This window comes from Novosphingobium aquimarinum, from assembly GCF_009746585.1.
Lineage (GTDB): Bacteria > Pseudomonadota > Alphaproteobacteria > Sphingomonadales > Sphingomonadaceae > Novosphingobium > Novosphingobium aquimarinum.
On the sequence record NZ_WRPO01000008.1, the window covers coordinates 1 to 24,429 of the forward strand.

The 24,429-nt window shown below is 66.1% G+C and carries 25 protein-coding genes and 1 tRNA gene; 11 read left to right on the forward strand and 15 right to left on the reverse strand.

All coding sequences use genetic code 11. The features are described 5' to 3' along the window. Nucleotides 1-434: 434 nt before the first annotated feature. From GQO94_RS10120 to GQO94_RS10130, 3 genes are all read right to left on the reverse strand, one after another. Nucleotides 435-510: transfer RNA gene (locus GQO94_RS10120), tRNA-Thr, on the reverse strand. A gap of 90 nt (nt 511-600) precedes the next feature. Beyond that, complete coding sequence (locus GQO94_RS10125) at nt 601-1,485, reverse strand: hypothetical protein (RefSeq protein ID WP_156841045.1); 885 nt, start codon at nt 1,483-1,485, stop codon at nt 601-603. Further along, on the reverse strand, nt 1,482-2,810 hold the full coding sequence (locus GQO94_RS10130; protein ID WP_156841046.1) for a replication-associated recombination protein A: 1,329 nt from the start codon (nt 2,808-2,810) through the stop codon (nt 1,482-1,484). The genes GQO94_RS10125 and GQO94_RS10130 overlap by 4 nt, the downstream gene beginning before the upstream one ends. Nucleotides 2,811-2,903: 93 nt before the next feature. Here GQO94_RS10130 and GQO94_RS10135 point away from each other — a divergent pair, with 93 nt between their 5' ends. Further along, nucleotides 2,904-3,350 (forward strand): hypothetical protein, encoded by a 447-nt coding sequence (locus GQO94_RS10135; protein WP_156841047.1) that lies wholly within the window; start codon nt 2,904-2,906, stop codon nt 3,348-3,350. 27 nt (nt 3,351-3,377) lie between these two features. Here GQO94_RS10135 and GQO94_RS10140 read toward each other — a convergent pair whose 3' ends face one another. The 6 genes from GQO94_RS10140 to GQO94_RS10165 all read right to left on the reverse strand — a co-directional run bounded on the left by GQO94_RS10140 (nt 3,378) and on the right by GQO94_RS10165 (nt 8,623). Beyond that, a complete protein-coding gene (locus GQO94_RS10140; protein WP_156841229.1) occupies nt 3,378-4,529 on the reverse strand; it encodes a glycosyltransferase family 4 protein in 1,152 nt (383 codons plus the stop codon). A gap of 80 nt (nt 4,530-4,609) precedes the next feature. Next, nucleotides 4,610-5,104: a hypothetical protein gene (locus GQO94_RS10145; RefSeq protein WP_232332869.1), complete on the reverse strand. Its 495-nt coding sequence runs from the start codon at nt 5,102-5,104 to the stop codon at nt 4,610-4,612. Between the two features lie 206 nt (nt 5,105-5,310). Then, on the reverse strand, nt 5,311-5,733 hold the full coding sequence (locus GQO94_RS10150; protein ID WP_156841048.1) for a hypothetical protein: 423 nt from the start codon (nt 5,731-5,733) through the stop codon (nt 5,311-5,313). 167 nt (nt 5,734-5,900) lie between these two features. Then, complete coding sequence (argC, locus tag GQO94_RS10155; RefSeq protein WP_156841049.1) at nt 5,901-6,824, reverse strand: N-acetyl-gamma-glutamyl-phosphate reductase; 924 nt, start codon at nt 6,822-6,824, stop codon at nt 5,901-5,903. Beyond that, nucleotides 6,821-7,177: an SH3 domain-containing protein gene (locus GQO94_RS10160; protein ID WP_332310841.1), complete on the reverse strand. Its 357-nt coding sequence runs from the start codon at nt 7,175-7,177 to the stop codon at nt 6,821-6,823. Before GQO94_RS10160 ends, argC begins: the two co-directional genes overlap by 4 nt. A gap of 63 nt (nt 7,178-7,240) precedes the next feature. Continuing rightward, nucleotides 7,241-8,623, reverse strand: coding sequence for a leucyl aminopeptidase family protein (locus GQO94_RS10165; RefSeq protein WP_156841050.1), 1,383 nt, complete (start codon nt 8,621-8,623; stop codon nt 7,241-7,243). Between the two features lie 49 nt (nt 8,624-8,672). Between GQO94_RS10165 and GQO94_RS10170 the strand changes: the two genes are divergently transcribed. Both GQO94_RS10170 and map read left to right on the forward strand, forming a co-directional pair. Beyond that, the gene (locus tag GQO94_RS10170; RefSeq protein WP_156841051.1) at nt 8,673-9,506 is read left to right on the forward strand and encodes a DUF4163 domain-containing protein; all 834 of its coding nucleotides are present in this window, start codon (nt 8,673-8,675) and stop codon (nt 9,504-9,506) included. 43 nt (nt 9,507-9,549) lie between these two features. After that, complete coding sequence (map, locus tag GQO94_RS10175) at nt 9,550-10,380, forward strand: type I methionyl aminopeptidase (RefSeq protein WP_156841052.1); 831 nt, start codon at nt 9,550-9,552, stop codon at nt 10,378-10,380. A 79-nt stretch (nt 10,381-10,459) separates the two neighbouring features. On the opposite strand, the gene GQO94_RS10180 is transcribed toward map, so the two are convergent. Next, the gene (locus GQO94_RS10180) at nt 10,460-11,110 is read right to left on the reverse strand and encodes a heme exporter protein CcmB (protein ID WP_156841235.1); all 651 of its coding nucleotides are present in this window, start codon (nt 11,108-11,110) and stop codon (nt 10,460-10,462) included. Between the two features lie 2 nt (nt 11,111-11,112). Then, nucleotides 11,113-11,715 (reverse strand): heme ABC exporter ATP-binding protein CcmA, encoded by a 603-nt coding sequence (gene ccmA / locus GQO94_RS10185; protein WP_156841053.1) that lies wholly within the window; start codon nt 11,713-11,715, stop codon nt 11,113-11,115. A 48-nt stretch (nt 11,716-11,763) separates the two neighbouring features. Here ccmA and GQO94_RS10190 point away from each other — a divergent pair, with 48 nt between their 5' ends. Both GQO94_RS10190 and GQO94_RS10195 read left to right on the forward strand, forming a co-directional pair. Further along, nucleotides 11,764-12,054: a 4a-hydroxytetrahydrobiopterin dehydratase gene (locus tag GQO94_RS10190; protein WP_156841054.1), complete on the forward strand. Its 291-nt coding sequence runs from the start codon at nt 11,764-11,766 to the stop codon at nt 12,052-12,054. After that, nucleotides 12,051-13,148 (forward strand): hypothetical protein, encoded by a 1,098-nt coding sequence (locus GQO94_RS10195; protein ID WP_156841055.1) that lies wholly within the window; start codon nt 12,051-12,053, stop codon nt 13,146-13,148. Before GQO94_RS10190 ends, GQO94_RS10195 begins: the two co-directional genes overlap by 4 nt. Nucleotides 13,149-13,166: 18 nt before the next feature. On the opposite strand, the gene GQO94_RS10200 is transcribed toward GQO94_RS10195, so the two are convergent. Next, the gene (locus GQO94_RS10200; protein WP_156841056.1) at nt 13,167-13,784 is read right to left on the reverse strand and encodes a DNA-3-methyladenine glycosylase family protein; all 618 of its coding nucleotides are present in this window, start codon (nt 13,782-13,784) and stop codon (nt 13,167-13,169) included. Nucleotides 13,785-13,888: 104 nt separating this feature from the next. Here GQO94_RS10200 and GQO94_RS10205 point away from each other — a divergent pair, with 104 nt between their 5' ends. Beyond that, nucleotides 13,889-14,206, forward strand: coding sequence for a 2Fe-2S iron-sulfur cluster-binding protein (locus GQO94_RS10205; protein WP_156841057.1), 318 nt, complete (start codon nt 13,889-13,891; stop codon nt 14,204-14,206). 137 nt (nt 14,207-14,343) lie between these two features. On the opposite strand, the gene GQO94_RS10210 is transcribed toward GQO94_RS10205, so the two are convergent. Together GQO94_RS10210 and GQO94_RS10215 are read right to left on the reverse strand one after the other, a co-directional pair. Next, nucleotides 14,344-15,654: a glycoside hydrolase family 130 protein gene (locus tag GQO94_RS10210; protein ID WP_156841058.1), complete on the reverse strand. Its 1,311-nt coding sequence runs from the start codon at nt 15,652-15,654 to the stop codon at nt 14,344-14,346. After that, on the reverse strand, nt 15,626-17,953 hold the full coding sequence (locus GQO94_RS10215; protein WP_156841059.1) for a glycosyltransferase family 4 protein: 2,328 nt from the start codon (nt 17,951-17,953) through the stop codon (nt 15,626-15,628). Before GQO94_RS10215 ends, GQO94_RS10210 begins: the two co-directional genes overlap by 29 nt. A gap of 320 nt (nt 17,954-18,273) precedes the next feature. Here GQO94_RS10215 and GQO94_RS10220 point away from each other — a divergent pair, with 320 nt between their 5' ends. From GQO94_RS10220 to GQO94_RS10235, 4 genes are read left to right on the forward strand one after another with little or no spacing between them, the layout of a single operon-like run. After that, nucleotides 18,274-19,317 (forward strand): 2-oxoadipate dioxygenase/decarboxylase family protein, encoded by a 1,044-nt coding sequence (locus GQO94_RS10220; RefSeq protein WP_156841060.1) that lies wholly within the window; start codon nt 18,274-18,276, stop codon nt 19,315-19,317. Next, a complete protein-coding gene (gene astD / locus GQO94_RS10225; RefSeq protein WP_156841061.1) occupies nt 19,314-20,729 on the forward strand; it encodes a succinylglutamate-semialdehyde dehydrogenase in 1,416 nt (471 codons plus the stop codon). The genes GQO94_RS10220 and astD overlap by 4 nt, the downstream gene beginning before the upstream one ends. After that, entirely contained in the window at nt 20,726-21,943 is a 1,218-nt protein-coding gene (locus GQO94_RS10230) for a hydrolase (RefSeq protein WP_156841062.1), read from the forward strand. Before astD ends, GQO94_RS10230 begins: the two co-directional genes overlap by 4 nt. Continuing rightward, a complete protein-coding gene (locus GQO94_RS10235; RefSeq protein ID WP_156841063.1) occupies nt 21,940-22,956 on the forward strand; it encodes an arginine N-succinyltransferase in 1,017 nt (338 codons plus the stop codon). Before GQO94_RS10230 ends, GQO94_RS10235 begins: the two co-directional genes overlap by 4 nt. On the opposite strand, the gene GQO94_RS10240 is transcribed toward GQO94_RS10235, so the two are convergent. After that, entirely contained in the window at nt 22,941-23,657 is a 717-nt protein-coding gene (locus GQO94_RS10240) for an arylesterase (protein WP_232332871.1), read from the reverse strand. The genes GQO94_RS10235 and GQO94_RS10240 overlap by 16 nt on opposite strands. 37 nt (nt 23,658-23,694) lie before the next feature. On the opposite strand from GQO94_RS10240, the gene GQO94_RS10245 reads away from it, so the two are divergent. Continuing rightward, nucleotides 23,695-24,429 (forward strand): ABC transporter ATP-binding protein, encoded by a 735-nt coding sequence (locus tag GQO94_RS10245; protein ID WP_156841064.1) that lies wholly within the window; start codon nt 23,695-23,697, stop codon nt 24,427-24,429.

The window sequence follows — 24,429 nt, forward strand, 5'->3', positions numbered from 1 at the left end:
GTCAATGCAACGTTCGCCTCTGTGAGACCCGATACAGCACGACCAGGCTCCGGTCCGGCCAGTGCGGACAGATCCATGAAACCCTCAAGGGATCAACACCGCCTAGCTCTGCAATTACAGATCTGACATTAGAGGCCCCCTTCGTGAAGCTCGAAGATCGCAACAAAACTGCAATGAAAGGTTTCACTATCGCTTCATAGTTCTTCACCGCTTTCGGCGCAAGAATTTTATCGGTCCCGCGATGCCAATCGAGTGCGTCGAAGCCGGTTGCCTCGTTCTGCAGGCGCGGCATGGAGCCTCTTCATCAAAAAAAGTGGCAAGAGCCGATCGCTGCCGTTGGGTGGCTTCGCGGACCGTAGACAAGCGGCAAGTCTGCGCCTGGGCTCGTGGTCGTGGTGAACGCGCTTGCAGCGCAGAGTGTCTGAAGGTTGATATGGTGCCGGCTACAGGATTCGAACCCGTGGCCCCCTGATTACAAATCAGGTGCTCTACCAACTGAGCTAAGCCGGCCCTTCGGATGCGATCGGCCCTTACCAAGGGGCGGGGGCGCAGGTCCAGTGGATTTCGTGGTCGGATGGCGCTGCCTGAGGGCGCCGCGCGTTATCGGGCGCCGAAGGTCCAGCCTTCGGTTCGCGCGATCTCGGGCGTGAGCTCCGGCGGGTGCCACAAGGCCTGGTTCCCGGCATTGGCGCGCAGCCAGGCGGCGGTCAGGAGGGCGTCGGCGGCGTGATCGGTGATCGGACCTTCACGGCCGGTGGGCGGCGAGCCCAGGGCCTGCAGCGCGGCGTCGAGGTCGGCGCCGTCTCGGATCTTGCTGCGGCCGGCGCGGCGCTTCGCTTCGACCGAGGCGATCGCCGTGTAGATCTCGACCACGACCGATCCCGAAGCGGGCAGCGCGATGCCGTCTATCGGCCAGACCGGCACCGCGCGCCCGAGCCGATGCAGCACGCGCATCCCCGTCAGGCTCGACTTGCCGACTTGCGCCGCGCCGACGAGATTGAAGTTTGAATAGGGTTTGCAGCCCAGCCGCTCCTGCGCTTGTTCGGTGACACGAAAGCGACCGCGCCGGTGGGCCGCCCCCGGCAGGTGGAAGCGAGCCCCTTCCCGTCCGCCATGCCGGCGGAAGTAGGCGGCAAGTTCGGAATGATCGACGACACTCGCGGCAGCAAGATGCGGATCGCTTTCGCAGATCCGGTCGATCAGGGCCCAGAGCGAGCGCGCATCGGCCGGACTGCCGTCCCAGCCGGGAAAGAACGCGCCGGCATCGGCGAACGGCAGCGAAATGCCCAGATCGAGCCCGACCAGCGTATCGGGTGCCAACCTGTCGCGCAGCAGCGCGAGCACGTCGGCGCGGCTCCAGATACGGTCCATCAGGATCGGCGGCCCGCCCTCGGCTGCAGCAGAAGCGACCGCGATGCCCTTTTGCCGCTCGCCTTGCGCACCCGACCAATCGATCGCGACGAACTGCGCGAAGCGGTGCGTCAACCGTCCTCGCTCCGTCGCTCGGCGCGCTTCTTCGCCCACCAGTCCATACGCTTGGCGATCTCGCGTTCGAAACCGCGCTCGACGGGGGCGTAGTAGTCCTGCGGTGCCATGCCTTCGGGCCAGTAGTTGGCGCCCGAAAAGCCGTCGTCGGTGTTGTGATCATAAGCGTAGCCGGCGCCGTAGCCGATGTCCTTCATCAGCTTGGTCGGGGCATTGAGGATGTTCGCGGGGGGCGCCAGCGATCCGGTTTCCTTGGCGCTTTTCCAGGCGGCTTTCTGCGCGGTATAGGCGGCGTTCGATTTGGGCGCGGTGGCGCAGTAGAGGCAGGCCTGCACGATCGCGAGTTCGCCCTCGGGCGAGCCGAGGAAATCGTAGGCGTCCTTGGCCGCGAGGCATTGGACCAGCGCTTGCGGATCGGCGAGCCCGATGTCCTCGCTGGCGAACCGCACCAGCCGGCGCAGCACGTAGAGCGGCTCCTCGCCGGCGGTGAGCATGCGAGCCATGTAATAGAGCGCCGCCTGCGGGTCCGAGCCGCGCAGCGATTTGTGAAGCGCGGAAATCAGGTTGTAGTGCCCGTCGCGATCCTTGTCGTAGACGGCGACGCGGCGCTGCAGGAAGGCCCCGAGCTCGACGGGACCGAGCGATGCTTCGAGCTTCGCAGCGTAGAGCGTCTCGGCCTGGTTCAGCAGGAACCGCCCATCGCCATCGGCAGACGCAATCAGCGCTTCGCGCGCCTCGCTCGTCAGCGGCAGCGGTCCTTCCAGCGTCTCGCCACGCGCGAGCAGATGCTCCAGCGCCTCCGGCCCCAGACGGTGCAGCACCAGAACCTGCGCGCGACTGAGCAGCGCGGCATTGAGGGCGAAGCTGGGATTTTCGGTGGTCGCACCGACGAGCGTGACCGTCCCGCGCTCGACGAACGGCAGGAAGCCGTCCTGCTGGGCGCGGTTGAAGCGGTGGATCTCGTCCACGAACAGCAGCGTGCGGCGCCCGGCCTTCGCGGCCACTTCGGCTTCGGCGAACACCTTCTTCAGATCGGCGACGCCGGAGAACACCGCGCTGACCGCTGAGAAGCGCATGCCGACCGCATCGGCGAGCAGACGCGCGATGCTGGTCTTCCCGGTGCCCGGCGGGCCCCACAGGATCAGCGAGGAGAGTTTGCCCGCCGCGACCATGCGACCGATCGCGCCCTCCGGGCCCGTGACATGCTCCTGCCCGACGACCTCGGCGAGCGTGGTCGGGCGCAAGCGATCGGCCAGTGGCGCGTCCTCGCGCGTCTCGGCGGCGGGCGGATCGGGCGGCATATCGTCGGCAAAGAGGTCGGCCATGAGGGGCAGATAGCGATTGCAATGGGCGATTGCACCGATCCGCACGAACCCCTAACATTTGTTAAGGGAAAAGAGGCTGCGAAGCGAACGACAATGAACGGTACCATCCTTTCCGGACCCCGGCCGACGCCATGGCACTTGTGGCTGGTGGGCATCGTCAGCCTGCTGTGGAACGCGTACGGCGGCTACGACTATACGATGACCAACTTGCGCGATCCGGATTACCTCGCCCAGTTTCCGACCGAGATGATGATGGTGATCGATACCTTTCCGATTTGGGTCACCGCCGCCTGGGCGCTTGGCGTGTGGGGCGCGCTCGCCGGCTCGATCCTCTTGCTGCTGCGGTCGCGCTTCGCTTTCCACGCCTTTGCGGTCTCCTTGCTCGGGCTGGCGGCAAGTTCGGCCTACCAGTGGACGCTCGACACGCCCGAAAGCATGACGGGCGGTCTCTTCACGATGATGCAGATCATCATCTGGGTCGTGGCAGTGCTGCTGCTGGTCTACGCGGCGCGGATGCGCGCGGCCCGCGTGCTGACCTAAGGGCGGCAGCCAGCCCTCGAACCGTGCTCAGTGCTGACGCTGGCGACGCACCAGTCGCAGATAAGTGTCCGCCACGGCCTGGTTGATCCGGTCCCAGCCGAAATCGCTGGCCCGCGCTTCGCCTGCCGCACCGTGGCGCGCGCGCAGCGCGGGGTCCTCGATATAGGCACGCAGCGCCTCGGCGAACTGATGGACCGCGCCGGGTCGGACGAGCCGTCCGGAAATGTGATCGCCGACCAGGCTCTCGCTGCCGGTCGCGGCAGCTGCCACCACGGGCAAGGCGCAAGCCATTGCCTCGAGCGTGACATTGCCGAAGGTTTCGGTGACGGACGGGTTGAACAGCACGTCCATCGACGCGACCGCGCGGCCGAGATCGGAGCCCTGCTGGAAGCCGACGAAGACCGCATCGGGCAGGCGTTCCTCGAACCACTCGCGCGCCGGTCCCTCACCGATGACCATGACGCGATGCGCCACTCCACGGCGACGCAGATCGTCGATGGCGTCGGAAAAGACATCGAGCCCTTTTTCCATCACCAGGCGCCCCAGGAAGCCGATCACGATCTCGTCGTCGGCAATGCCGAGCGATTGGCGCCAGGCAGAATCGCGACGGCCGGGGTTGAACACTTCGCGATCGACGCCGCGCGACCAGATCGAGATGTCGAAGTTCATCCGCTGCTCGCGCAGCACTTGCGCCATGGATTCCGACGGTGCGACCAGCGCGTCGCAGCGGCGGTAGAAGCGGCGCAGCATGGCTTCCATCACCGGCTCGCCCCAGGACATGTTGTAGTAGCGCAGATACGTCTCGAAGCGCGTGTGCACCGAGGCGACGACCGGAAGAGAGCGCTTGCGCGCCCAGGTCAGCGCCTGGTGCGCGACCGGATCGGGCGAGGAAAGATGCACGATATTCGGCGCGAACGCCTTGAGATCGGCACGGACCTTGGGCGAGATCAGCAGCGGAAACCGGTATTCGCTGCGCGAGGGGATCGGCAGCGACGTCACGCTCACCAGATCGCCGGTCGGGGGGAAAGCGGGTTCGTCGACTGTGGGTGAATAGACCCGCACCGCCGCGCCTTGGCGCAGGAGGAAGCCGACGAGCCGGTTCAGGGCCTGGTTGGCCCCGTCACGTACGTAATTGTAGTTGCCCGAAAACAGGGCGATGCGAAGATCGGACGTTTGCATGTTGACGCGGCAGATAGCCGCGCCCGACCCGCTTGGCGAGGCCGTATCGGCCCCGCCGGGGTCGGCTGACAATCAGACGATCAATGCCGCCAGTCGCGCCGGTAGTCATCGCGATACCGACGATTGTAATCGCGACGATCATAGCGTCGGTCATAGCGACGGTCGCGCCGGTCGTAATACCGGTCGCCGCGATAGATCCGGTCGACGCGGCCATATCCGCGGTCCCAGCGATTGCGATAGCGATCGCGGTAATAAGGCGCGTAATAGCGACTGTAGTACCGATCGCGATAATAGCGGTTCGGGAACCCATCGTAGTAATAGTAATGGCCGGGATAGCCGCGCACGTTCACGTAGCGGCGGCGATCGTAGTAGCGCCGGTCGTAATAGCGACGGTCACCGCGATCGGCGATGGCGGCGCCGATCGCGAGGCCGACGATACCGGCACCGATGGCGATCGCAGCATCATTGCCGCCGCGGTCGTGCCAGCGGTCGCGCGCTTCGGCGGTCGTCGCGGTTCCGGCGGCCATCGCGAAGAGACCTGCAGCCAGACCAAGGTTTTTGAGCGCTTTGAACATTTTCGTCTTCCCTTCCGACCCGGGCCGTCCGGCGATCGCGGCGGGCATTTTTTTCATCCAGTGTGTGATGCCCCATCCGAACAGATGGGGTCTGAACCACGCGTTAATCCCTCGACAGCGCAAAACGAGCAAACATCCGGCTTCGCTCAGGAAGCCGGATGTCGCCGGGCAGGCGAGGGAGGAGGACCTGCCCGATGGTCATCGTATCAGTATCCGCGGCGCTGATAGTAATCGCGGTCGCGGCCGTAATCGTAGCGATCGCCCCCACGGCCATCGCGCCAATCCCGCTGATCCCGCCAGTTGCGGTCGTCGCGCTGGCCGCGCCAGTTGCGATCGTAGCGACGCTGCCAATCGTCGCGCGAGTAGCGCCGACCTTCGCGATTGTAGTACTGGCCTTCGTTGTAATACCAACCGTCGCGCACGTAGTAGCGATCATCGTAACGATCGCGCTTGTTGCTCGATGAGAGGATCGCGCCGAGCGCCAGTCCCACCACCCCTGCACCGATCGCTATGGCCGCAGTGTTGTCGCCGCGGTCACGGTAGTAGTCGCGCGCCATGGCAGGCGTCATCGGGACGAGTGCGGTTGCGGCGAGCGTGGTGGCGAGGATGCCTTTCTTGACGATATTCATGACTGGACTCCGCGAGGGAGCGGCGGCGGCGTAAGAGCATCAGCGCCCATCGGCATGCCGTTCCATCACGTTCATGTATAGAGCGCGTTACCTGAACGCGTGCGGGATGGCGATTGCAGACGCCGTTCAGGTTGGCGCGCAGGCATAAGCACCGCGCACGCAGTGGCTCAGAGCCGCAGGCCCGCGGTTTCCGGCAATCCGGCCATCAGATTGAGATTCTGGACCGCCGCGCCACTGGCGCCCTTGCCGAGATTGTCGAGCACCGCGACCAGCCGCGCCTGCCGCCCATCACGCGAACCGAAGACGTAGAGATCCAGCGTATCGACCGGTTCCATCGAACGGCGCAGCAGCACTTCGTCCGGCTGGTCGTCGGCGACGCGCACGATCTCGCTGCCGAGATAGGCGTGGCGTAGCGCCTCGCGCAGCACTTCGGGTTTCGCCGCGGTTGCCATCGCTTCAAGCGCCAGCGGCACCTCGACCACCATGCCGCGATGCGCCGCCACGACGGCTGGCGCGAAGACCGGATCCCAGCGCAGTCCGGTATGCATCTTCATTTCGGGCACGTGCTTGTGACCGAGCGCGAGACCGTAATCGCGAAACGCGATGTCGCCATCGTCCTCGAACCGCGCGATCATCGCCTTGCCGCCGCCCGAATAGCCCGAAGTCGCGTTACAACTATAGGCCCAGTCGGATGGCAGCAGACCCGAACTGACAAGCGGCTGCAGCAAAGCAATGAAGCCCGTGGGATAGCAGCCGGGATTGCTGACGCGCCGCGCTCCGGCGACCGCCTTGCGGCCTGTCACCTCGGGGAAGCCGTAAGTCCAGCCGACCGCGGTGCGATGCGCGGTACTGGCATCGATGACGCGGACCCGGTCGTTGCGAATCAGCGAAACGGCCTCCCGCGCCGCATCGTCCGGCAAGCACAGGATGACGAATTCGGCGTCGTTGATCGCTTCGGCGCGCGCGTCCGCATCCTTGCGTGCCGCGTCCTCGAGCACGATCATCTCGAACTCGTCGCGCCCGGCGAGCCGATCGGCGATTTCGAGACCCGTGGTTCCGGCCGCGCCATCGATGAAAACCCGCCGGCTCATGACAGGATCGGCTCCAGTGCGGACAGCGCGACGTAGCCGACGAGCCCATCGGCCTCCGCTTGTCCCCAGGCCCAGTCGCCGGAGATGTCGAGCACGTCGAACCGCGCGCCCTGGGCAAGAACCGCGAGGATTTCCGCCTCGTCGTGCTCCTCGCGCAGCAGGACCGCGCCGGCCCGCGCACTATGCGGCATCGGCACCGCGTAGTGCGGCACGAAGCATTGCCCCGCCAGGCGGATGTGCGCGAGATCCCCGCGCACGGGCAGGCTGTCGCGTCCCGCGCAAGGCGAAGGGCCGCTCAGCGACAGCATGCCGCCGGCAGAGTACGCGCGCAGATAGGAATCGTTGCCGGACAAGTGGCCTGTCGCTCCAAAACGAAAGAGCGGGGCGCTTAGCTGTGGATCAGCCATTCCGCAAGTTTACCCAAAGCGTTGTTTCAGCATGTGCCAGCTTGCACGCAGGCCGAGCGCTTCGCCACCCTTGGGTCGGCCGGGCTTGGCGACGGGCCTCCAGGCAAAAGTATCGAAGTGCACCCAGTCGATCCCCTTGGGCACGAACTTGTCGAGAAACAGGGCGGCGACGCTCGATCCGGCATAGCCGTTGGTGTGCGAATTGTTGATGTCGGCGATGTCGGACTTGAGGTACTCGCGGTAGCCACCGTGCAGCGGCAGCCGCCAACAGGCATCGTCCCGCGCCTCGCCGGCATCGAGCAGGGCCTGGGCGGTTGCATCCTCGCGCGCGAACAGCGCCGGCAGATCGGGCCCCAGCGCGACCCGCGCAGCGCCGGTGAGAGTTGCGAAGTCGAGTATCAGCGCCGGCTCTTGCTCACCCGCACGCGTCAGCGCATCGGCGAGGATCAAGCGACCTTCGGCATCGGTGTTGCCGATCTCGACCGACACCCCCGCGCGCGACCGCAGGACGTCGCCCGGGCGGAAGGCATTGCCGGCGATCGCGTTCTCGACCGCGGGAACGAGCAAGTGCAGCCGGACCGGCAGATTGCCTTCCATCACCAGCCGGGCGAGCGCGATCGCATGGGCAGCGCCGCCCATGTCCTTCTTCATCAGCACCATGCCGGAGGACGGCTTCACGTCGAGCCCGCCCGAATCGAAACACACCCCCTTGCCGACGATCGCCAGGCGCGGCTGCGAGGGATCGCCCCATTCCAGCTCGATCATGCGCGGCGCGTGGCTGCGCGCCGCTGCGCGCCCGACCATGTGCACCATCGGAAATTCGCGTTCGAGCATGTCACCGCGCGTGACCGTGATGTCCGCCTTGAACGTCTTGGCGAGCCGTTCGACCTCGGCTTCGAGCTGCGCCGGCCCCATGTCTTCTGCCGGCGTATTGACGAGATCGCGCACCAGCGCGACCGCTTCGGCTTCCGCGGTCACGGCGGGAATTGCGCCTGCGTCCTTCGTCAGCAACACGCGCGTACCGCTATCGGAGGGATCGGATTTGTAGCGCTCGAACCGATACTGCCCGGTGATCCAGCCAAGCATCGCCGGCCCCGGCTCACCACCTTCGCGACGATAGGTTCCGGCCGGCAGGACTTCGGCGAGCTTGGCGAGGCACCAGCTCGAAAGCGAGTCCGTGTCGGCCACTCCGGCGGCGACCGCCCAACCCTCGCCATCCGGCATGATCGCGTAGGAATAGCCCTCGGCCTCGAACTTCGCCGCCTGCAGCGCCGCACGCTGCACTGCCGATCGCGATTTGAGAAAGGCCTCGAGCCCGTCCTTGTCGACGAGATGGATGGCAACGGCCTGCTGGCCGCGATCAGGTTGAATGAAAGCGTTCTTGTCGGTCATGGCCTTGCCCTCTAGCCTTGGGGCGATGCCCGATGCGAGAGGAAAAACGATGGCGAAATCGCTGAATGCCCTGGCGGCGCTGCTGGTGCTGGTCGGCTGCCAGGATCAGGAGGCCCCCGCTGCCGCCCGGACCGCCGCCGCAGATGGCTCGCCAGCCGCCGCGGAATTGCCAAGCGAGCCGGCGGTGCCGGATGCGACGGATCCCGATGCGAAAGCACGCAATGAGAAGATCGACAACGGCGTCTACGAATTCGCATACAGCTATCCCGCCAAGGCCGCGCGTTACTCCAACTTGCGCGAATGGCTCGATGGCCGCCTCGAAAAGCAGCGCGGCGAAGTCGAGAAGTCCGCGCGAGAAGACAAGGCCAATGCCGAAAAGGACGGCTACCCCTATCGTCCGCATTCGAGCGAGACCGAATGGAAAGTCGTGACCGATCTTCCCGGCTGGCTCTCACTCTCTGCCGAAAGTTACGAGTATACCGGCGGGGCGCATGGCATGAGCTATTTCGATACGCTGCTGTGGGACAAGGCGGCGCGCAAAGTGCGCGAGCCGACCGAATTGTTCGCCTCGTCCGCCGCGCTGCGCGATGCGATCCAGAAGCCGTTCTGCGATGCGCTCGATCGGGAGCGCGCGAAGCGTCGTGGCGAGCCGGTCCAGCGCGACAACGGCGATACGTTCAACGAGTGCATCAATCCGCTGGAAAGCGTCGTGATCCTGGGTTCGAAAAGCGGCAAGGGCTTTGATCGGCTGGGCGTGCTGGTCGCGCCTTATGCGGCGGGTGCCTATGCCGAAGGCAGCTACGAAGTGACGCTGCCGATCACTCCTGCCGTCGTCCGCGCAGCGAAGCCCGAGTACCGCGGCGCATTTGCGACCGGCGGCTAGCGAACGCCTCGCAATTTCAACGGATTGCTGCTATGTAGTCGGCATGACTGAATACCAGACGATTGTCGCCAACGATGAAGCCGTCCTGCGCGACGGCACGATCAAGCTGCACGGGCCCGATGCCTTCGAAGCCATGCGCAAGGCCGGGCGCCTTGCTGCCGAGATCCTCGACGAGATCGCGCCGATGGTGCAGCCCGGCGTCACCACCGCCGCGATCGACGACAAAGTGCGCGAGATGACCCTCGATGGCGGCGCCGTGCCGGCGACTCTCGGCTATCGCGGCTATGCTCACTCCTGCTGCATCTCGATCAACCACGTCGTGTGCCACGGCATCCCGTCCGAAAAGACGCTCAAGGACGGCGACATCGTCAACATCGATGTCACGCCGCTGCTCGACGGCTGGCATGGCGACAGCAGCCGGATGTACTGCGTCGGCGACGTCTCGCTGAAGGCGCGCCGGCTGGTCGACGTGACTCACGAATGCCTGATGATCGGCATCTCGAAAGCCAGGCCCGGCGCGCGGATCGGCGACATCGGCGCCGCGATCCAGGCCTATGCCGAACAGAACCGCTACGGCGTCGTCCGCGAATTTTGCGGACACGGGCTCGGCCGCCTGTTCCATGACGCGCCCGAAGTGATCCACGCCGCCCGCGCGGGCACCGGACCCGAATTGCGCCCCGGCATGTTCTTCACCATCGAGCCGATGATCAACCTGGGCAAGCCGGCGGTAAAGCTGCTGTCCGACGGCTGGACCGCCGTCACGCGCGACAAGTCGCTCTCGGCGCAGTTCGAGCACTCGATCGGCATCACCGAAGACGGCTGCGAGATCTTCACGCTCAGCCCCAAGGGCCTGCACAAGCCGCCTTACGACTGAAGAAACAGGGCGCGGCAGATCAGCGGCACCCCCGCTCGCCCAAGCCCCGCCTTGCGTGCTTGGAGCAATGCCCTTCCGCTCAGTCCCGCCCTGCCCGGACCGCCGCTCCCCCGGCGAACGGCGCGATGGCGAGCAGCACCAAGCTGACCGCGCCGGTCAGCGCCACGCCGCCCTCGCCGCCGGTCGAGAGGCTCCCCGCGCCGAAGATCAGCAGCGGCACTGCGAGCGGGATCACCAGCAGCCCCGAAAGCGCCGCACCGCCGCGCAGGCCGGCAGTAATCGCTGCCACGGTGACGCCGAGCGCGGCGAGACCGGGTGTGCCCGCGAGCAGGCCAAGCTCCACGATACGCAAGGCTTCGCTGCTGAGACCCAGCAGCGCTGAGGCCGGCACTGCTGCCAGCATCAGCGGTGGGCCGAAACTCAGCCAATGCGCGAGAACGCGCAGCGCGATGACCCATTCCTCGGAGATGCCGCGCAACGCCCACTGATCGAACATGCCCAGCTCGATGTCGGGCTCCACCAGCCGGTCGAGCGGCAGGATCGCCGCGAGCAGCGCCGCGACCCAGATCACGCCGCCGCCGGTCCGCGCCAGCAACGGGGCATCGGGACCGATCGCGAACGGGTAAAGCATCGCGACCGAAAGGAAGAACAGGATCGGCAGCACCGCCCCGCCCCGCCGCGCGCCGAACAGCATCTGCGCCAGATCGCGGCGCAGCAGGCCGGTCAGCAGTTTCACGCGGCGTAGTCCGCCATGGCGATCCGGGTCAGCCCCGCGAGCGCGAACGGCTGGTGCGAGGCGATCACCACGACCCCGCCCCCGCGACAGTGGTTCGCGACGAGACCCTCGACCAGCGTGATCGCGCCCGTGTCCAGCCCGTTCAGCGGCTCGTCGAGCAACCAGATCGGTGCGCCCTGCCCCAGCAGCCGAGCCAGCGCCGCGCGTTTGCGCTGGCCGGTCGACAAATAGCGGACCGGAACGTCCGTCAGCCCATCGAGCTCCAGCAGGGCAAGCGACGGCCGTTGCTCCACGTCCGCCGCGCCATCGATTCCTCGCCAGAATTGAAGCGCTCGGCCTAGCGGCAACTGCGGATCGAGCGCCGGTCTTTCGTCGACCAGACCGACCTGGCCGATGCGCGAAACGTCCCCCGCGTAGGGTCGCATGAGACCGGCAAGAATGCGGATCAGACTGGACTTGCCGATGCCGTTCGCACCCATCAGCTGCACGGCCTCGCCTGGCCCGAGCGCCAGCGAAAGCCCTGCGAACAGCAACCGATCGCCGCGCCGGCAGGCGAGACCCTTCGCGTCGATCCGCGCCGCTTGCGTGCCGGCTTGCATGGTTGGCGGCGATAGTTGAAAGCGGGCCGGCTGCCAAGGAGACTGCAAATGGCCATTGCCCGCCTCGCCAAGGATGAGATCGACACCCTGCTCGCCGAACTGCCCGAATGGCGCCTGCGTGCCGATAAGCTTGCGATCACACGCAATCTGAAGTTCGCCGATTTCGTCGAAGCGTTCGGTTTCATGACCAAGATCGCCATCCACGCGGAGAAAGTCGATCATCACCCCGAGTGGTTCAACGTCTACAACCGGCTCGAGATCACGCTGACCACGCATGACGCGGACGGTGTCTCCCAGCGCGACGCGGACATGGCGAAGTGGATCGAAGCCCAGCTGTGAACCGCGCTGCCGTTATGCTGCTGGCGCTGGCCGTTGCGTGTCCCACCGCAGCCACCGCCGAAGCGCCGGCGCCCGTGTGGCAGGGCGTATGGGAAGGGACGATCGGCACCCTGCCGGTTCGCGCGTGTCTGAAGGGTTCGGACAGCGGCTTCCAGGTCGGGGCCTATTACTACCTCAGCCGCAAGCGCCCGATCCAGCTGACGCGCGGAGACGACGGCCGTTGGACCGAACGCGAAACCGGAGAGATTACGGGAACTTGGTCGATCGCCCCTGACGCGCGAGGACTCTCCGGTCAGTGGCAGGACGGCAAACGCCGCTTGCCGATCGCGCTCAAGCCGGTGCCCTGGCAGTCCGAATACGACAATCCCTGTGAGTCCGACGCGTTCACCGCGCCACGGATTACGCAAGCCAAGATGACGTCGCAGGCGGCACGCCTGAAGGATTTCGACTACACCCGGACGACCTGGGATGTCGGCGCGAGCTTCGACAATGTCGATCTGGTGAGCTTCGCCTATCCCGCCTCGCAACCCGGCGACGCGGCGATCAATGCCGCGCTCCGGATCGATCCTGCCCGGCGCGAGGATCCGCTCGACTGGCGTGGCTGCGTGCAGCAGGCACTGGGCAGCCTCGGCCTCGACGGCGACTATTCGTACGTGCTGGAACCAAGCCTCGCCAATCAGGCTGTCCTTGTCGCGACGCGTCAGCAAGCCGGCTTTTGCGGCGGCGCGCATCCCTTCGCGTTTCACGACTGGCTGATCTGGGATCGCGCCACGGGGGAGCCGATCGACCTCGAGACCTGGCTGAATGACACCGCGGTGGAAGAGCGAAGCGACGACGGCGCGAGCCTCGTCCAGCTTACTCCGACAATGCGCCAGTTCGCGCTGGCGCAGGCAACGAGCGCGGACGAGGAATGCCGCGATGTCGTGGCGAGGGCCGACTACTGGACGCTGGGGCTCTCCGACAAGGGCCTGCTGTTCTCGCCCTCGCTGCCCCATGTCGCACAGGCTTGCGTGGACGATGCCGAAGTGCCGTTCGCGAAGCTGGCGCGGTTTCTCAGCCCCGCGGGAAAAGCGGCCGTCGCGAAGCTGCGCTGACCGGATCCGGGAGCCCGGCTACAGCGCCGGGTTGTTGTAGCAGTGCCAGGTGAAGATCGCCGCCGCGCCGCGATGCGGGCGCCATCCTTCCGCCAGATCGCGCGTGGCCTTTTCCGAGGGTCTTTCCTCCAGCCCGAGGATCTTGTGGAGGCCGGACTGGACCGCAAGATCGCCCGCGGGCCAGATGTCTGGCCGGCCTTCGGCGAACAGCAAGTAGATTTCGGCGGACCAGCGGCCGATTCCCTTGATCTGCACCAGCTGCGCGATGGCTTCCTCGTCGTCCGCCGGCAGCTTTTGCAGGTCGAGCGTACCGGCCACGAGCAGTTCGCACAGCGATCGCGCATATCCCTGCTTCTGGCGTGACAGGCCACAAGCGCGCAGCGCATCGAATTCGGCTGCAAGCAGGTCTTCGGGCGGAATCGTGTCGCCCAGCAGCGCCTCGAGCTTTGCCCAGACTGAGGACGCCGAGGCCACGCTGACTTGCTGGCCCACGATCGTGCGCAGCAAGGTCGCGTGGCCCGTCGGGCGGATGCGCGGTTCGGGGTAGCCGGCGATCTGCAGCGCCTGCGCCATGCGCGGCTCGCGCGCGGCGATCGTGTCCAGCCCCTCGCGCAATGCCGCAGCGCTCAGCCCCATCCCGTATCGTCCTCCCGTTTGCGTGCGTCTTGCCAAAGCCGCCGGCAGCCATTAGCAGCCGGCGACGCGCGCCGATACACCGTGTGTCTTGGGAGTTGAGCCGAATGCCGCAGATCACCGTCATCAATCAGTCCGGAGAAGAATCGAGCGTCGAGGCGCCCGAGGGCCGGACACTCATGGAAGTGATCCGCGATAATGGTTTCGATGAACTGCTGGCGCTGTGTGGCGGCTGCTGCAGCTGCGCGACGTGCCACGTCCACGTCGATCCTTCGTTCAAGGACAAGCTGCCCGAGATGAGCGAAGACGAGAACGACCTGCTCGACAGCTCCGATCACCGCGACGAGAATTCGCGCCTGTCCTGCCAGATTCCGATCACGGGCGAGCTGGACGGCCTCAAGGTCACGATCGCGCAGGAAGACTGAGCGTAACGCACCGCTCGTCACTTTCGTGACGGTGTATCCCACCGGCTAAAAATCCATGTAATCGGCAACCTGAGTCGTCGGGTTGCCCGCGGCAGCTACCATGGTGCGGACGGATGCCCGGACCAAACCAGATGCCTTTATTCCAGCAGCCCAAGGAGATCCTCGATCTCGCAGGTCGCGAAGCCGACCGCGCTGTCCGAGATGCCGTAGGGGATCAGCAAGCGCTCACCCACTTTCAGGGCGCCGCAGGTGTAGACGACGTTGGGCACGTAGCCCGAACGATCGGCGTTTTCCGCCGTCAGCACCGGCTCGGGCGAACGCGCCAGAACTTTCGACGGATCGTCGCGATCGAGCAGCGCGCAGCCCAGTGCGTACTTGCGCATCGCACCGACACCATGCGTGAAGAGCAGCCACCCGGCGTCGGTCAGGATGGGTGAGCCGCAATTGCCGATCTGAATGAATTCCCAGGGGTACTTGGGCTCCATCAGGAGAACGCCCTCATCGTCCCAGTGATCGAGTTCGTCCGATTGCAGCAGGAACAGGTTCTTGCCGTCCTGCCGGCCGACCATCGCGTAACGCCCGCCGATCTTCTCGGGAAACAGCGCCATGCCCTTGTTGCGCCCGGCGCGCCCCCGGATGGGCTCGAGCGCGAAACTGCGAAAATCGCGCGTGCGCAACAATTCCGAGCGGATCGAATGGCCCGAATAGGCAGTGTACGTACCGACCCATTCGTAGTCGCCGCCGCCATGGTCGAAGCGCACCAGCCGCAGATCTTCCAGGCCGTTATGCTGCTGCTCGGTGATCGGGAAGATGACCGTGTTCGAAAGGCTCGAGTCGGGGTGGCGGTGCACCATCACCGTGCCGTCGTGATCGAACTGCTCTTCTTCGTCGAGCTCGACCGAGGTCGCGAAACTTGCCTGCGGCCACAGCTGGAACTGCCCGTCGGCCTCGGCAATGCCTTCGCGGAAGGCGACCGAGGAAATGTGCCCCTCACCCACCGCACGCAAGCTCATCACGAATCGCAGGCAGCCGTCCTGCATGCCGCTCTGATCGGGATGCGGGACGATCGACGGGTTCATCAGTGCCGCCGCCGCGAACGTGTATTCGTGGCAGAAGTAGCTGCCGATCAGCCGCTTGCGGGTTTCGGAAAACGCGCTCGGATCGAGCGCCAGATTGGCCGCGACTTCGTCAAAGCGCTCGGAAAAGATCGTTTCCGTCTGCCAGTGACGCTCCTTGAAGTCGCGCAGCACGCGCGCGTATTCCGCCGCTGCCCGCCCTTCATCCAGCGCGCGAATATCGTCGACCAGCTTCATCGCCCGGCCGCCAGGCGCGTTCTTCGCCTGCCACCCCAAGTGAAATGGTCTCAGAACGACCCGCGAGGGGTCCGCGTGAAGTCTCAGGTCAAAGACCCGAAGCGCATCAAATTCGGGTTTCTCGGGCCGGTTCAAGCATTCGTCCTTCGCGAGTGCTGTCGGTGATCCCCGACAGCGCGACCATAGCATAGTGCGAAAGATGGAATGCAAGAATGCTTTCCGCGCCGCAATTGGTATTCGCTCCACGCGGCGTAATTCCGTCACGGCAACGCCCGGTCGCGATATCGGCGAGCACGGCGCCGCGATCGTTGGCGCCGAAGAACCAGCGCCATGCGGCAAGCGCTTGTTCGAACCACCGATCCCGATCCGCGGACGCGCGCGCTGCCGAGGCCGCAGCCTCGATCGCCGCTTGCGCCTCGAGCGGTTGCTGATCGAACGGCAGAAGACCATGCGGCTTGCCGAAGCTTTCCGAACCGACCGGGCGGAACAGACCCTTGGCCGAACGCTGCTGCGCGCAGATCCATGCGAGCGTCTCGCACCCGGAAGCGATCCAGCCGCTATTGTTGAGGATCCGCCCCGCCTCGATCATCGCCTGGCACAAGCGCGGATTGTCGTAGCCGAGCACGGTTTCGAACCAGCTCCAATCCGGCCGGCGGCCGCCACCCAGCAATCGTTCGAGCAGATCGCCCCCCCGCGCCAGCACCTCGCGCGAGGCCTGATGCTCGGGATCGACATCGAGAAAAGCGCTCGCGCCCAGCATCACGAAGGCCAGGGCACGCGGAGATTCGAGCTGCGCGATGGGTTGCAGGACCTCGCGGTACAGCGCCTTGGCCCAGTCGGCGAGCCCCGGATCGGTCGCATCGCGACAAGTGCGCCCCAGCGCCCAGACCGCGCGGCCGTTCGAATCTTCCGAGCCTGCTTCCTCGCACCAGGACCGATCGAACCGCATGAAGTTGCGGAAACGGCCGCACCCCGGGTTCCAGGCGTCCTGCACGAAAGCGGCATAAGTATGCGACAACCGCATGCGTTCGCCGGCATCGATGCCCGACGCGACGTTCAGCAGCATCAGCGCGCGCGCATTGTCGTCAAGGCAATAGCCGTGGCGCCGATCGGGGATCACGCCGATGGCGTGCTGGAGCATGCCGGTGCCGTCGCTCATCGCCTGCACGGCGGCCAGCGATGGCGTCGCGGCGACAGGCGCCTGGCAGGCTTCGGGCGCGACCGCCCCTTCGACCAGCCGCGCCGCGGCATCGGCGAAACAGGGCCACACGGTGCGGCGACCGCGCGCATAGGCCCGGAACTGCGTGGCGCCGAGCGTGTGGGGATCATCGAACAGCGCGTTCACCGCATCGCTGATCGCCTCCGGCGAATCGGGCTTTATCAGCACGCCGACGTCGTCCGCCAACAGCTCGCGGGCATGCACGTATGGAGTGGAAACGACTGCCTTGCCCAAGGCCACGGCATAGCTCAGCGTGCCCGAGGTGGACTGCTGCAGATTGGGGTACGGCGTGATGTAGACGTCACAGGCTTCGAGCTGATCGAGCAGATCGGGCGTATCGAGGAAACGATCGTACCACTCGACATTGCCCGCGACGCCCAGATCCTCGGCCAAGGCTGCCAAACGCTCGCGATAGGCTTCGCCTTCCTGTGCCACGAGGTTGGGGTGCGTTGCCCCGATGATGCGATAGACGATATTGGGATGGCGCTCCGCGATCGCAGGCAGAGCGGCAATCGCCTGCTCGATGCCCTTTCCCGGACCGAGCAACCCGAAAGTCATCATCACCTTGCGCCCGGCAAGCCCCAGGCTGCGCTTGAATTCCTCGTGTCGGCCGAACGGACGATCAGGGGCGCCGTGCTCGATGACCGCGAGGATATCGTGGCGCACGCCGTACGTGGCCGCGAGCAGATCACGCGATTGGCCCGACATCACCATAACGCGCGAGGATCGCTGGGTCAGATGCTGGAGGATCGAAGCCTGACGCGCGCTGGGGTCCAGCAGCACGGTGTGGCACGTAAGGATCAGCGGCGCGGCCAGCCGATCGACGAAATCGCACACCATCTCGCCATCGTCGCCGCCGAAGATGCCGTATTCGTGCTGGAGCCAGACCGCGTCGAATCCTTCGTCGTTGATCTTGGTCGCGGCCCGTTCGTAAGCTTGGGGATCATCGAACGCGATCGTCTCGACGCCCTCGGGATAGCCGATCGGCGCAGCAGGATCGTCGAGCGCGAAAACGCACGTTTCGATGTGCGGCTGAAACGCCGCCAGCTGTTCGCACACGTCTTTGGTGAAAGTGGCGATCCCGCATTTGCGGGGCGCGAAGTTGCCGACGAGCGCGATCCGCAAGCGCCGCTTCGGCTTGTCACGCGACGGGTTTCTATGATCCCGGATATCGGCGACGGTCGCCACAGAGCCATGGTCCGGGTCCTGATGCATAAGCCGCGCTCTTTCTGGATGGAAACGTCGTCGCAATCCTAAAGCCGCAGCAAGCGATTCCGTTCCATGGTGCAGTGCAAAAAAGCGCCAGAATGCCCTCTGCATCCGAACAACGTAATTGCCCGTATTAACGTGGATTAAGCCGATCGATTTTTTATAGTGCGCCTGCGAGCAACGATCTTCCGATCGGTCGGTGAGGGCAACCCACACGATTTCGCGCGCTTTCCTCGCGAGTCCGGTCGGCCCGGCGATGTGGACTTGTGGCTGGCCGCCACCTAGATTGGCCGCATCCCAGCCAACAGCAAAACCGGTCCTATCCAATGTCCTCACAGGCACCCGTCAGCGATCTTTCGCGCGATACCTCGCTTTTCCGCCTGCTTCAGGCAGCCGCGGGAGAGCAGCGCGCGCAATTCGTGTTCGAAACGCTCGAGATGGCGCCCGCCCTTTGTGCGTCGCGCGGGTCCCGGCAATCCATCGATCGCGCCCAGATCGCAATGGCGCTCAACGCCGTACTGTTCTGCGACTTGCTCGACCGCGTGCCGACCGCGGCGCGGTACGTGGCGGAGCAGCGAGCCAAGGGCGAGGCCATCGTGCTGGATCACGGCGCGCTGCGCACGGTCGACAGCCATAGCGGCGATCTGGTTCCCGGATACAAGGGCTTCTCCCGCTTTCTCGAGCCGCTCGGCTACGAGGTGGGCGGACTCTATCCCTTGCCCGCATTGAAAATGACCGGGCGCGCGCTGGTGCATCGTGACATGCCCGAGGCCATCCCCCAGTTCTTCGTCAGCGAACTGCATCTGAGCGAGCTTCCGGTCGCAGCGCAGGGCGCCGCCGCCCGCGTGTTCGGCACCTCGCGCGATCCGATCGGGAACGATGCGTGGACCGCGCTCGAGGCGCTGGCGCGCGATGGCCAGATCGACTTCGACGGCGCCGTCACGATCCTGCGCGATCTGGTGCGCGCTTTCGGCCGACAGCACGACGTGCCGACGCTCGCCGATTACGAGACGCTGCTCGAACATTCGCGCGAAGGCGCCTGGATCGCGACCGAAGGCAACGATTTCAACCACGCGACGACCCGCGTTCCGGATGTCGAACAGCTTTCGCAAGATCTGCGCGCGGCCGGCTATCCGATGAAGGAGGCGGTCGAGATCTCGCGCAATGGGCGCGTTCGCCAGACCGCGTTCCTGGCCGACAAGGTGCGCCGAGAATTTCGCACCGAGGATGGCATCGTGACGCGCGAAGTGCCCGGATCATTCTACGAATTCATCAGCCGCGACGTCGACGCGGATAAAGGCGCGCTCGACCTTACGTTCGACAGCGGCAACGCCACCGGCATCTTCGCCGTCACCAGGGAGCAGGCATGACCTTGCAATCGATCGATCCGGCGACCGGTGAAGTCGTCTGGGAAGGCGCGGCGGACAATGCCGAAGCCGTCGGTGCGGCGCTGGCAAAGGCGCGAGCGGCGTTTCCCGCCTGGGGTGCCCTCCCCGTGGCCGAGCGCGTCGCTTATGCCGAAGCGTTCCGCGGCGCGCTCGAAGCCCGCAAGGAGCGCCTCGCCGAGACGATTGCGCGGGAGACCGGCAAACCGCGCTGGGAGACGCTGACCGAAGTCGCCGCGATGATCGGCAAAGTCGGCATCTCGATCAAGGCGCAGGCCGAGCGGGCGGGCGAGCGGCGGCAGGACATGCCGTTCGGCGAAGCGGTGCTGCGCCACCGGCCGCATGGCGTGATGGCCGTGCTGGGCCCGTTCAACTTTCCGGGTCACCTGCCCAATGGCCACATCGTTCCCGCCCTGCTCGCGGGCAACACGGTGGTCTTCAAGCCTTCGGAAATGACTCCCGCGACCGGCGCGGCGATGGCCGAATGCTGGGCCGAGGCGGGATTGCCGGACGGCGTGTTCAACCTCGTCCAAGGTGCACGCGAAACCGGCGAAGCGCTCGTCGCGGGCGAGATCGACGGGCTGTTGTTTACCGGCTCTGCGGGCGCCGGCGCGCACTTCCGCCGCATCTTCGCCGATCGGCCGGAAGTGATCCTCGCGCTCGAACTCGGCGGCAACAACCCGCTGATCGCGTGGGACGGCGATGTCGAGGAGACGGCTTCGATCGTCGTGCAATCGAGCTTCGTCACCACCGGACAGCGCTGTTCGTGCGCGCGGCGGCTGATCGTGCCCGACACGGTGTGGGGGCGCGATCTCACCGACGCGATCGACGCGCTCGCCCGGCGGATCGTCATCGGCAAGTGGGACGATGAGCCCCAGCCCTACATCGGCCCGCTGATCTCCGACGCCGCCGCCGCTTCGGCCAAGGCGCGTGTGGACGATCTCGTGGCACGCGGCGCGAAACCGACCCGCGAGTTCAAGATTCTCGACTGCATGAGCCCCGCCTTCGTCCGCCCCACAGTGCTCGACGTAACCGGGATCGACGTTCCGGATGAGGAGATTTTCGCGCCCGTCGTCCAAGTCAGCCGCGTCGCCGATTTCGATGCCGCCGTCGCCAGCGCCAATGCCACGCGCTTCGGCCTTTCCGCCGGGCTCGTCAGCGCCGATGACGCGCTGTGGGATCGCTTCGTGCTCGAAAGCCGGGCGGGCGTGGTCAATCGCAATCGTCCGACAACGGGCGCGGCAGGATCGATGCCGTTCGGTGGGCTGGGCGAAAGCGGCAACCACCGCCCCAGCGCCTATTACGCCGCCGATTATTGCGCCTATCCCGTCGCGAGCTTCGAGGCGGCCAACGCGGATGGCAATTCAGGCGCCATCGCGGCTATGCTCAAGGCATGAGTGTTACCAGCGAAGAAAACGCCTTCCTCGAAACTGTCGAGCGCGAGCCGATCCTGACGCGGACGCTGGAATGGGCGGCCATCAATTCGGGCACCGGCAACATTGCCGGGGTCGCCGCGATGGCGGACATGCTGGCGCAGGCCTTTGCCGAGCTGCCCGGCGATATCCGCCTGGTCGAACCGGCCGAGGTCGAGAAAGTCGACGCCGGCGGCCAGCCTTATGCCGTCGAGCACGGACGCCATTTCGTGCTGTCGGTCCGTCCCGAGGCGACGCGCCGCGTGATCCTGACCGGGCACATGGACACCGTCTATGCGGCGGACCATCCCTTCCAGGCTTGCGAATGGCTTGACGACGATACGCTGAACGGCCCCGGCACCGCCGACATGAAAGGCGGGCTTTCGCTGATGCTGGCGGGGCTCGCCGCTTACGAGCGCTCGAACCCGACGCTCGGCTACGACGTGATGATCAACGCCGACGAGGAAACGGGCTCGCTCTCGTCCTCGGCCCTGATCGCCGAGCTGGCGCGAGGCAAGCTGGCGGCGCTGACCTACGAGCCCGCGCTGCCCGGCGGCATCATGGCGCGCGCGCGACCCGGCTCGGGCAATTTCGCCGCGGTCGTCACCGGCAAGTCCGCGCATGCCGGGCGCAATCCCGAGGATGGGCGCAACGCCATCGTCGCGGCGTCCGATCTGGCGCAGCGGCTGCACGCGGCGCGGCGCGATGGACTGAGCATCAATCCCGCGAAGATCGAGGGCGGTGGGCCCAACAACACGGTGCCCGACATGGCCGTGCTGCACTTCAACATGCGCCCGCGCGGTCCCGACGATCTCGCGGCGGGGCAGTCGATCATCGACGACGCCGTCGCCGAAGTCGCCGCCAGTCACGACGTAGGCGTTCAACTCCACGGCGGTTTCGCGCGTCCGCCAAAGCCGGTGGGGGAGCCGACCGAGCGGCTCTTCGCGCTCGTCCGCAAGGCCGCGGCCGACCTGGGCGATGCGATGAGCTGGAAGGACACCGGCGGCGTGTGCGATGGCAACAACATCGCGGCGTGCGACGTCCCGGTGATCGACACGATGGGCGCTTGCGGCGGCGCGATCCATTCGCCCGACGAGTTCATGCTGGCCTCTTCGCTCGATGCGCGAGCACGCCTGACTGCGCTGACGCTGCATCGGCTCGACCGCCATGGGCTCGACACCCAAGAGGCGCGGACATGACCTTCCTGCTGCGGACGGCCCGCGAAACCGATCTCGATGCGCTCTACCGCATGGCTAAGGGCACTGGCGGCGGCTTTACCAACCTGCCACCAGACAAACCGACGCTGAAGGCCAAGCTGGAACGTGCCGCGAGCGCTTTCGCGCGGCCCGACGATACCCTGAACGACGATCTGTTCGTCTTCATTCTGGAAAATACGGCGACTCGCAAAGTCGCGGGCACGTGCCAGATCATGTCGCAAGTCGGCACCGAGCTGCCGTTCTATTCCTATCGCATCGGCCGGATCACTCAGCATTCCAAGGAGCTCGACCGTACCTTCCGCGCCGAGATGCTGACCCTCACCACCGATCTCGACGGTTCGAGCGAAGTCGGCGGGCTGTACCTCGATGCCAACGAACGCTCGGCGGGGATCGGCAAGCTGCTGGCGCGCAGCCGCTACTTGTTCATCCGCGCCCACCGGGCCCGCTTTGCCGACCGCACGCTGGCCGAACTGCGCGGCGCGATCGACGATGCCGGCAACTCGCCGTTCTGGGATGGGCTCGCGGGCCGTTTCTTCGACATGAGCTTTCGCGATGCCGACGAATTCAACGGCAGGCATGGCAACCAGTTCATTGCCGACCTGATGCCGAAGCACCCGATCTACACCGCGCTTCTCTCAGAAGGCGCGCGGCAGGTCATGGGCCAGCCGCATTATTCGGGCCGCCCGGCGATGCGCATGCTCGAGGCCGAAGGGTTCAACTTCGCGGGTTATATCGACATCTTCGACGGCGGCCCCTCAATGATCGCGCAGACCGACCAGATCCGCACGATCACCGAGGCGAAGGACGCGAAAGTCGTGGCCATCAGCGAAGAAGCCTCGGGCGGCGATCATCTCGTATCGTGCGGCCGCCTGGCCGATTTCCGCGCCGCGCTGGGCGATCTGCGGGAGGTGGACGGCGGCGTGACGCTGGACGCCGAGGCCGCCGGACTGCTGCGCGTGGAGGTCGGTGATACGGTGAGCTACGCGCCCGCCTGATCCTTCACGGGCGGCAGTGCTTCTTCCACGTCGTCCACCGTCGCGGCGACCATCTGCTCTATGCCGAGACGCGTAGGGTGGACGCGATCGTCCTGCATCAAGTCGGGCTTGCCCAGCACCGGCTGCAGGAAGAACGGCACCAGATCGGCGTCGTATTCTCGCGCCAGAGTCGGATAGATCGCGTTGAAGTTCTTGGCGTAATCCTTGCCGAGATTGGGCGCGGCCAGCATGCCCAGCAGCAGCACCTTGATCTGACGGTCGCGGAACGTCGCCAGGATCTTGCCCAAATTTTCGCGCGCTTCGGCGGGCGGCAGACCGCGCAACATGTCGTTGCCGCCAAGGCTGACGATCGCGAGTTCCGGTTTCACTGTCTGGCTGTCGAGCGCGAACGCGAGCCGCTGCAGCGCGGCCGCCGTGGTGTCACCCGAAACCGCCGCATCCGCCATCCGCGCGTTGATCCCGCGCGCGCGCAAGGCGGTTTCCAGCCTGGCGGGATAGCCCTCCCCATCGGCCAGACCATAACCCGCCAGCAGTGAATCGCCGAAGGCGAGGATGTGCCGCTCGGGCCCGGCCACCGGCATCGGCGCATCGGGCGCGGTGGCCGCGCCCGTATCCTGCGGCACGGGTGCGGGGTCCTGTCCGCAAGCCGCGAGCGCGACGCTGGCCGCTCCGGCGAGCGCATGACGGGGGAATTTCGGCACCTTGGTCTCCTTGCCCACGCGGGGTTACCGCCCCCATATGGGGCGCGTGACGACGACTGACCACGGTTCGCCCCCCGCTATCACTGCCAGTGACTTGCGCCTGACCCTTGGCGAGGGGCGCGGCGCGGTGGAAATCCTGCGCGGGATCGACCTCGTCGTGCCACAGGGTCAGACGCTGGCGTTGCTGGGGCCCTCCGGGTCCGGCAAGAGCTCGCTGATGGCGGTGCTGACCGGGCTCGAGCGCGCCAGTTCGGGCTCGCTGCACGTCGCCGGCTCCGATTTCGCCGCGCTCGACGAGGATGCGCTGGCCCACGCCCGGCGCGGCAGGATCGGCATCGTCCTGCAGGCCTTTCACCTCCTGCCGACGATGACCGCGATCGAGAACGTGGCGACCCCGCTCGAACTCAGCGGCAACCCCGATGCGCGCCGCCTGGCCGAAGCCGAGCTCGAGGCGGTCGGCCTGAGCCATCGTCTCGATCATTATCCAGCGCAGCTTTCGGGCGGCGAGCAGCAGCGTGTCGCCATTGCCCGCGCCCTCGCCCCGCGCCCGCCGCTGATCTTCGCCGACGAACCCACCGGCAATCTCGACGCCACGACGGGCGAGACGATCATCGACGTGCTGTTCGACCGCCGCGCCGAGACCGGCGCGACGCTCGTCATCATTACGCACGACGTGGCGCTGGCCGAACGCTGCGAGCGCGTGGTGACGCTGGCCGACGGGCTGATCGCGAGCGACCGGGCGGGGACCGCCTCTGAAAGGGTGGAGGCGTAA

Excerpts from the sequence above, each read along its gene's own strand:
- GQO94_RS10130 (WP_156841046.1), bottom strand. The coding sequence starts at position 2,810 with ATGGCCGACCTCTTTGCCGACGATATGCCGCCCGATCCGCCCGCCGCC.
- GQO94_RS10135 (WP_156841047.1), top strand. The coding sequence starts at position 2,904 with ATGAACGGTACCATCCTTTCCGGACCCCGGCCGACGCCATGGCACTTG.
- GQO94_RS10140 (WP_156841229.1), bottom strand. The coding sequence starts at position 4,529 with ATGCAAACGTCCGATCTTCGCATCGCCCTGTTTTCGGGCAACTACAAT.
- GQO94_RS10145 (WP_232332869.1), bottom strand. The coding sequence starts at position 5,104 with ATGTTCAAAGCGCTCAAAAACCTTGGTCTGGCTGCAGGTCTCTTCGCG.
- GQO94_RS10150 (WP_156841048.1), bottom strand. The coding sequence starts at position 5,733 with ATGAATATCGTCAAGAAAGGCATCCTCGCCACCACGCTCGCCGCAACC.
- argC (WP_156841049.1), bottom strand. The coding sequence starts at position 6,824 with ATGAGCCGGCGGGTTTTCATCGATGGCGCGGCCGGAACCACGGGTCTC.
- GQO94_RS10165 (WP_156841050.1), bottom strand. The coding sequence starts at position 8,623 with ATGACCGACAAGAACGCTTTCATTCAACCTGATCGCGGCCAGCAGGCC.
- GQO94_RS10170 (WP_156841051.1), top strand. The coding sequence starts at position 8,673 with ATGGCGAAATCGCTGAATGCCCTGGCGGCGCTGCTGGTGCTGGTCGGC.
- map (WP_156841052.1), top strand. The coding sequence starts at position 9,550 with ATGACTGAATACCAGACGATTGTCGCCAACGATGAAGCCGTCCTGCGC.
- ccmA (WP_156841053.1), bottom strand. The coding sequence starts at position 11,715 with ATGCAAGCCGGCACGCAAGCGGCGCGGATCGACGCGAAGGGTCTCGCC.
- GQO94_RS10190 (WP_156841054.1), top strand. The coding sequence starts at position 11,764 with ATGGCCATTGCCCGCCTCGCCAAGGATGAGATCGACACCCTGCTCGCC.
- GQO94_RS10200 (WP_156841056.1), bottom strand. The coding sequence starts at position 13,784 with ATGGGGCTGAGCGCTGCGGCATTGCGCGAGGGGCTGGACACGATCGCC.
- GQO94_RS10205 (WP_156841057.1), top strand. The coding sequence starts at position 13,889 with ATGCCGCAGATCACCGTCATCAATCAGTCCGGAGAAGAATCGAGCGTC.
- GQO94_RS10215 (WP_156841059.1), bottom strand. The coding sequence starts at position 17,953 with ATGCATCAGGACCCGGACCATGGCTCTGTGGCGACCGTCGCCGATATC.
- GQO94_RS10220 (WP_156841060.1), top strand. The coding sequence starts at position 18,274 with ATGTCCTCACAGGCACCCGTCAGCGATCTTTCGCGCGATACCTCGCTT.
- astD (WP_156841061.1), top strand. The coding sequence starts at position 19,314 with ATGACCTTGCAATCGATCGATCCGGCGACCGGTGAAGTCGTCTGGGAA.
- GQO94_RS10230 (WP_156841062.1), top strand. The coding sequence starts at position 20,726 with ATGAGTGTTACCAGCGAAGAAAACGCCTTCCTCGAAACTGTCGAGCGC.
- GQO94_RS10235 (WP_156841063.1), top strand. The coding sequence starts at position 21,940 with ATGACCTTCCTGCTGCGGACGGCCCGCGAAACCGATCTCGATGCGCTC.
- GQO94_RS10245 (WP_156841064.1), top strand. The coding sequence starts at position 23,695 with ATGGGGCGCGTGACGACGACTGACCACGGTTCGCCCCCCGCTATCACT.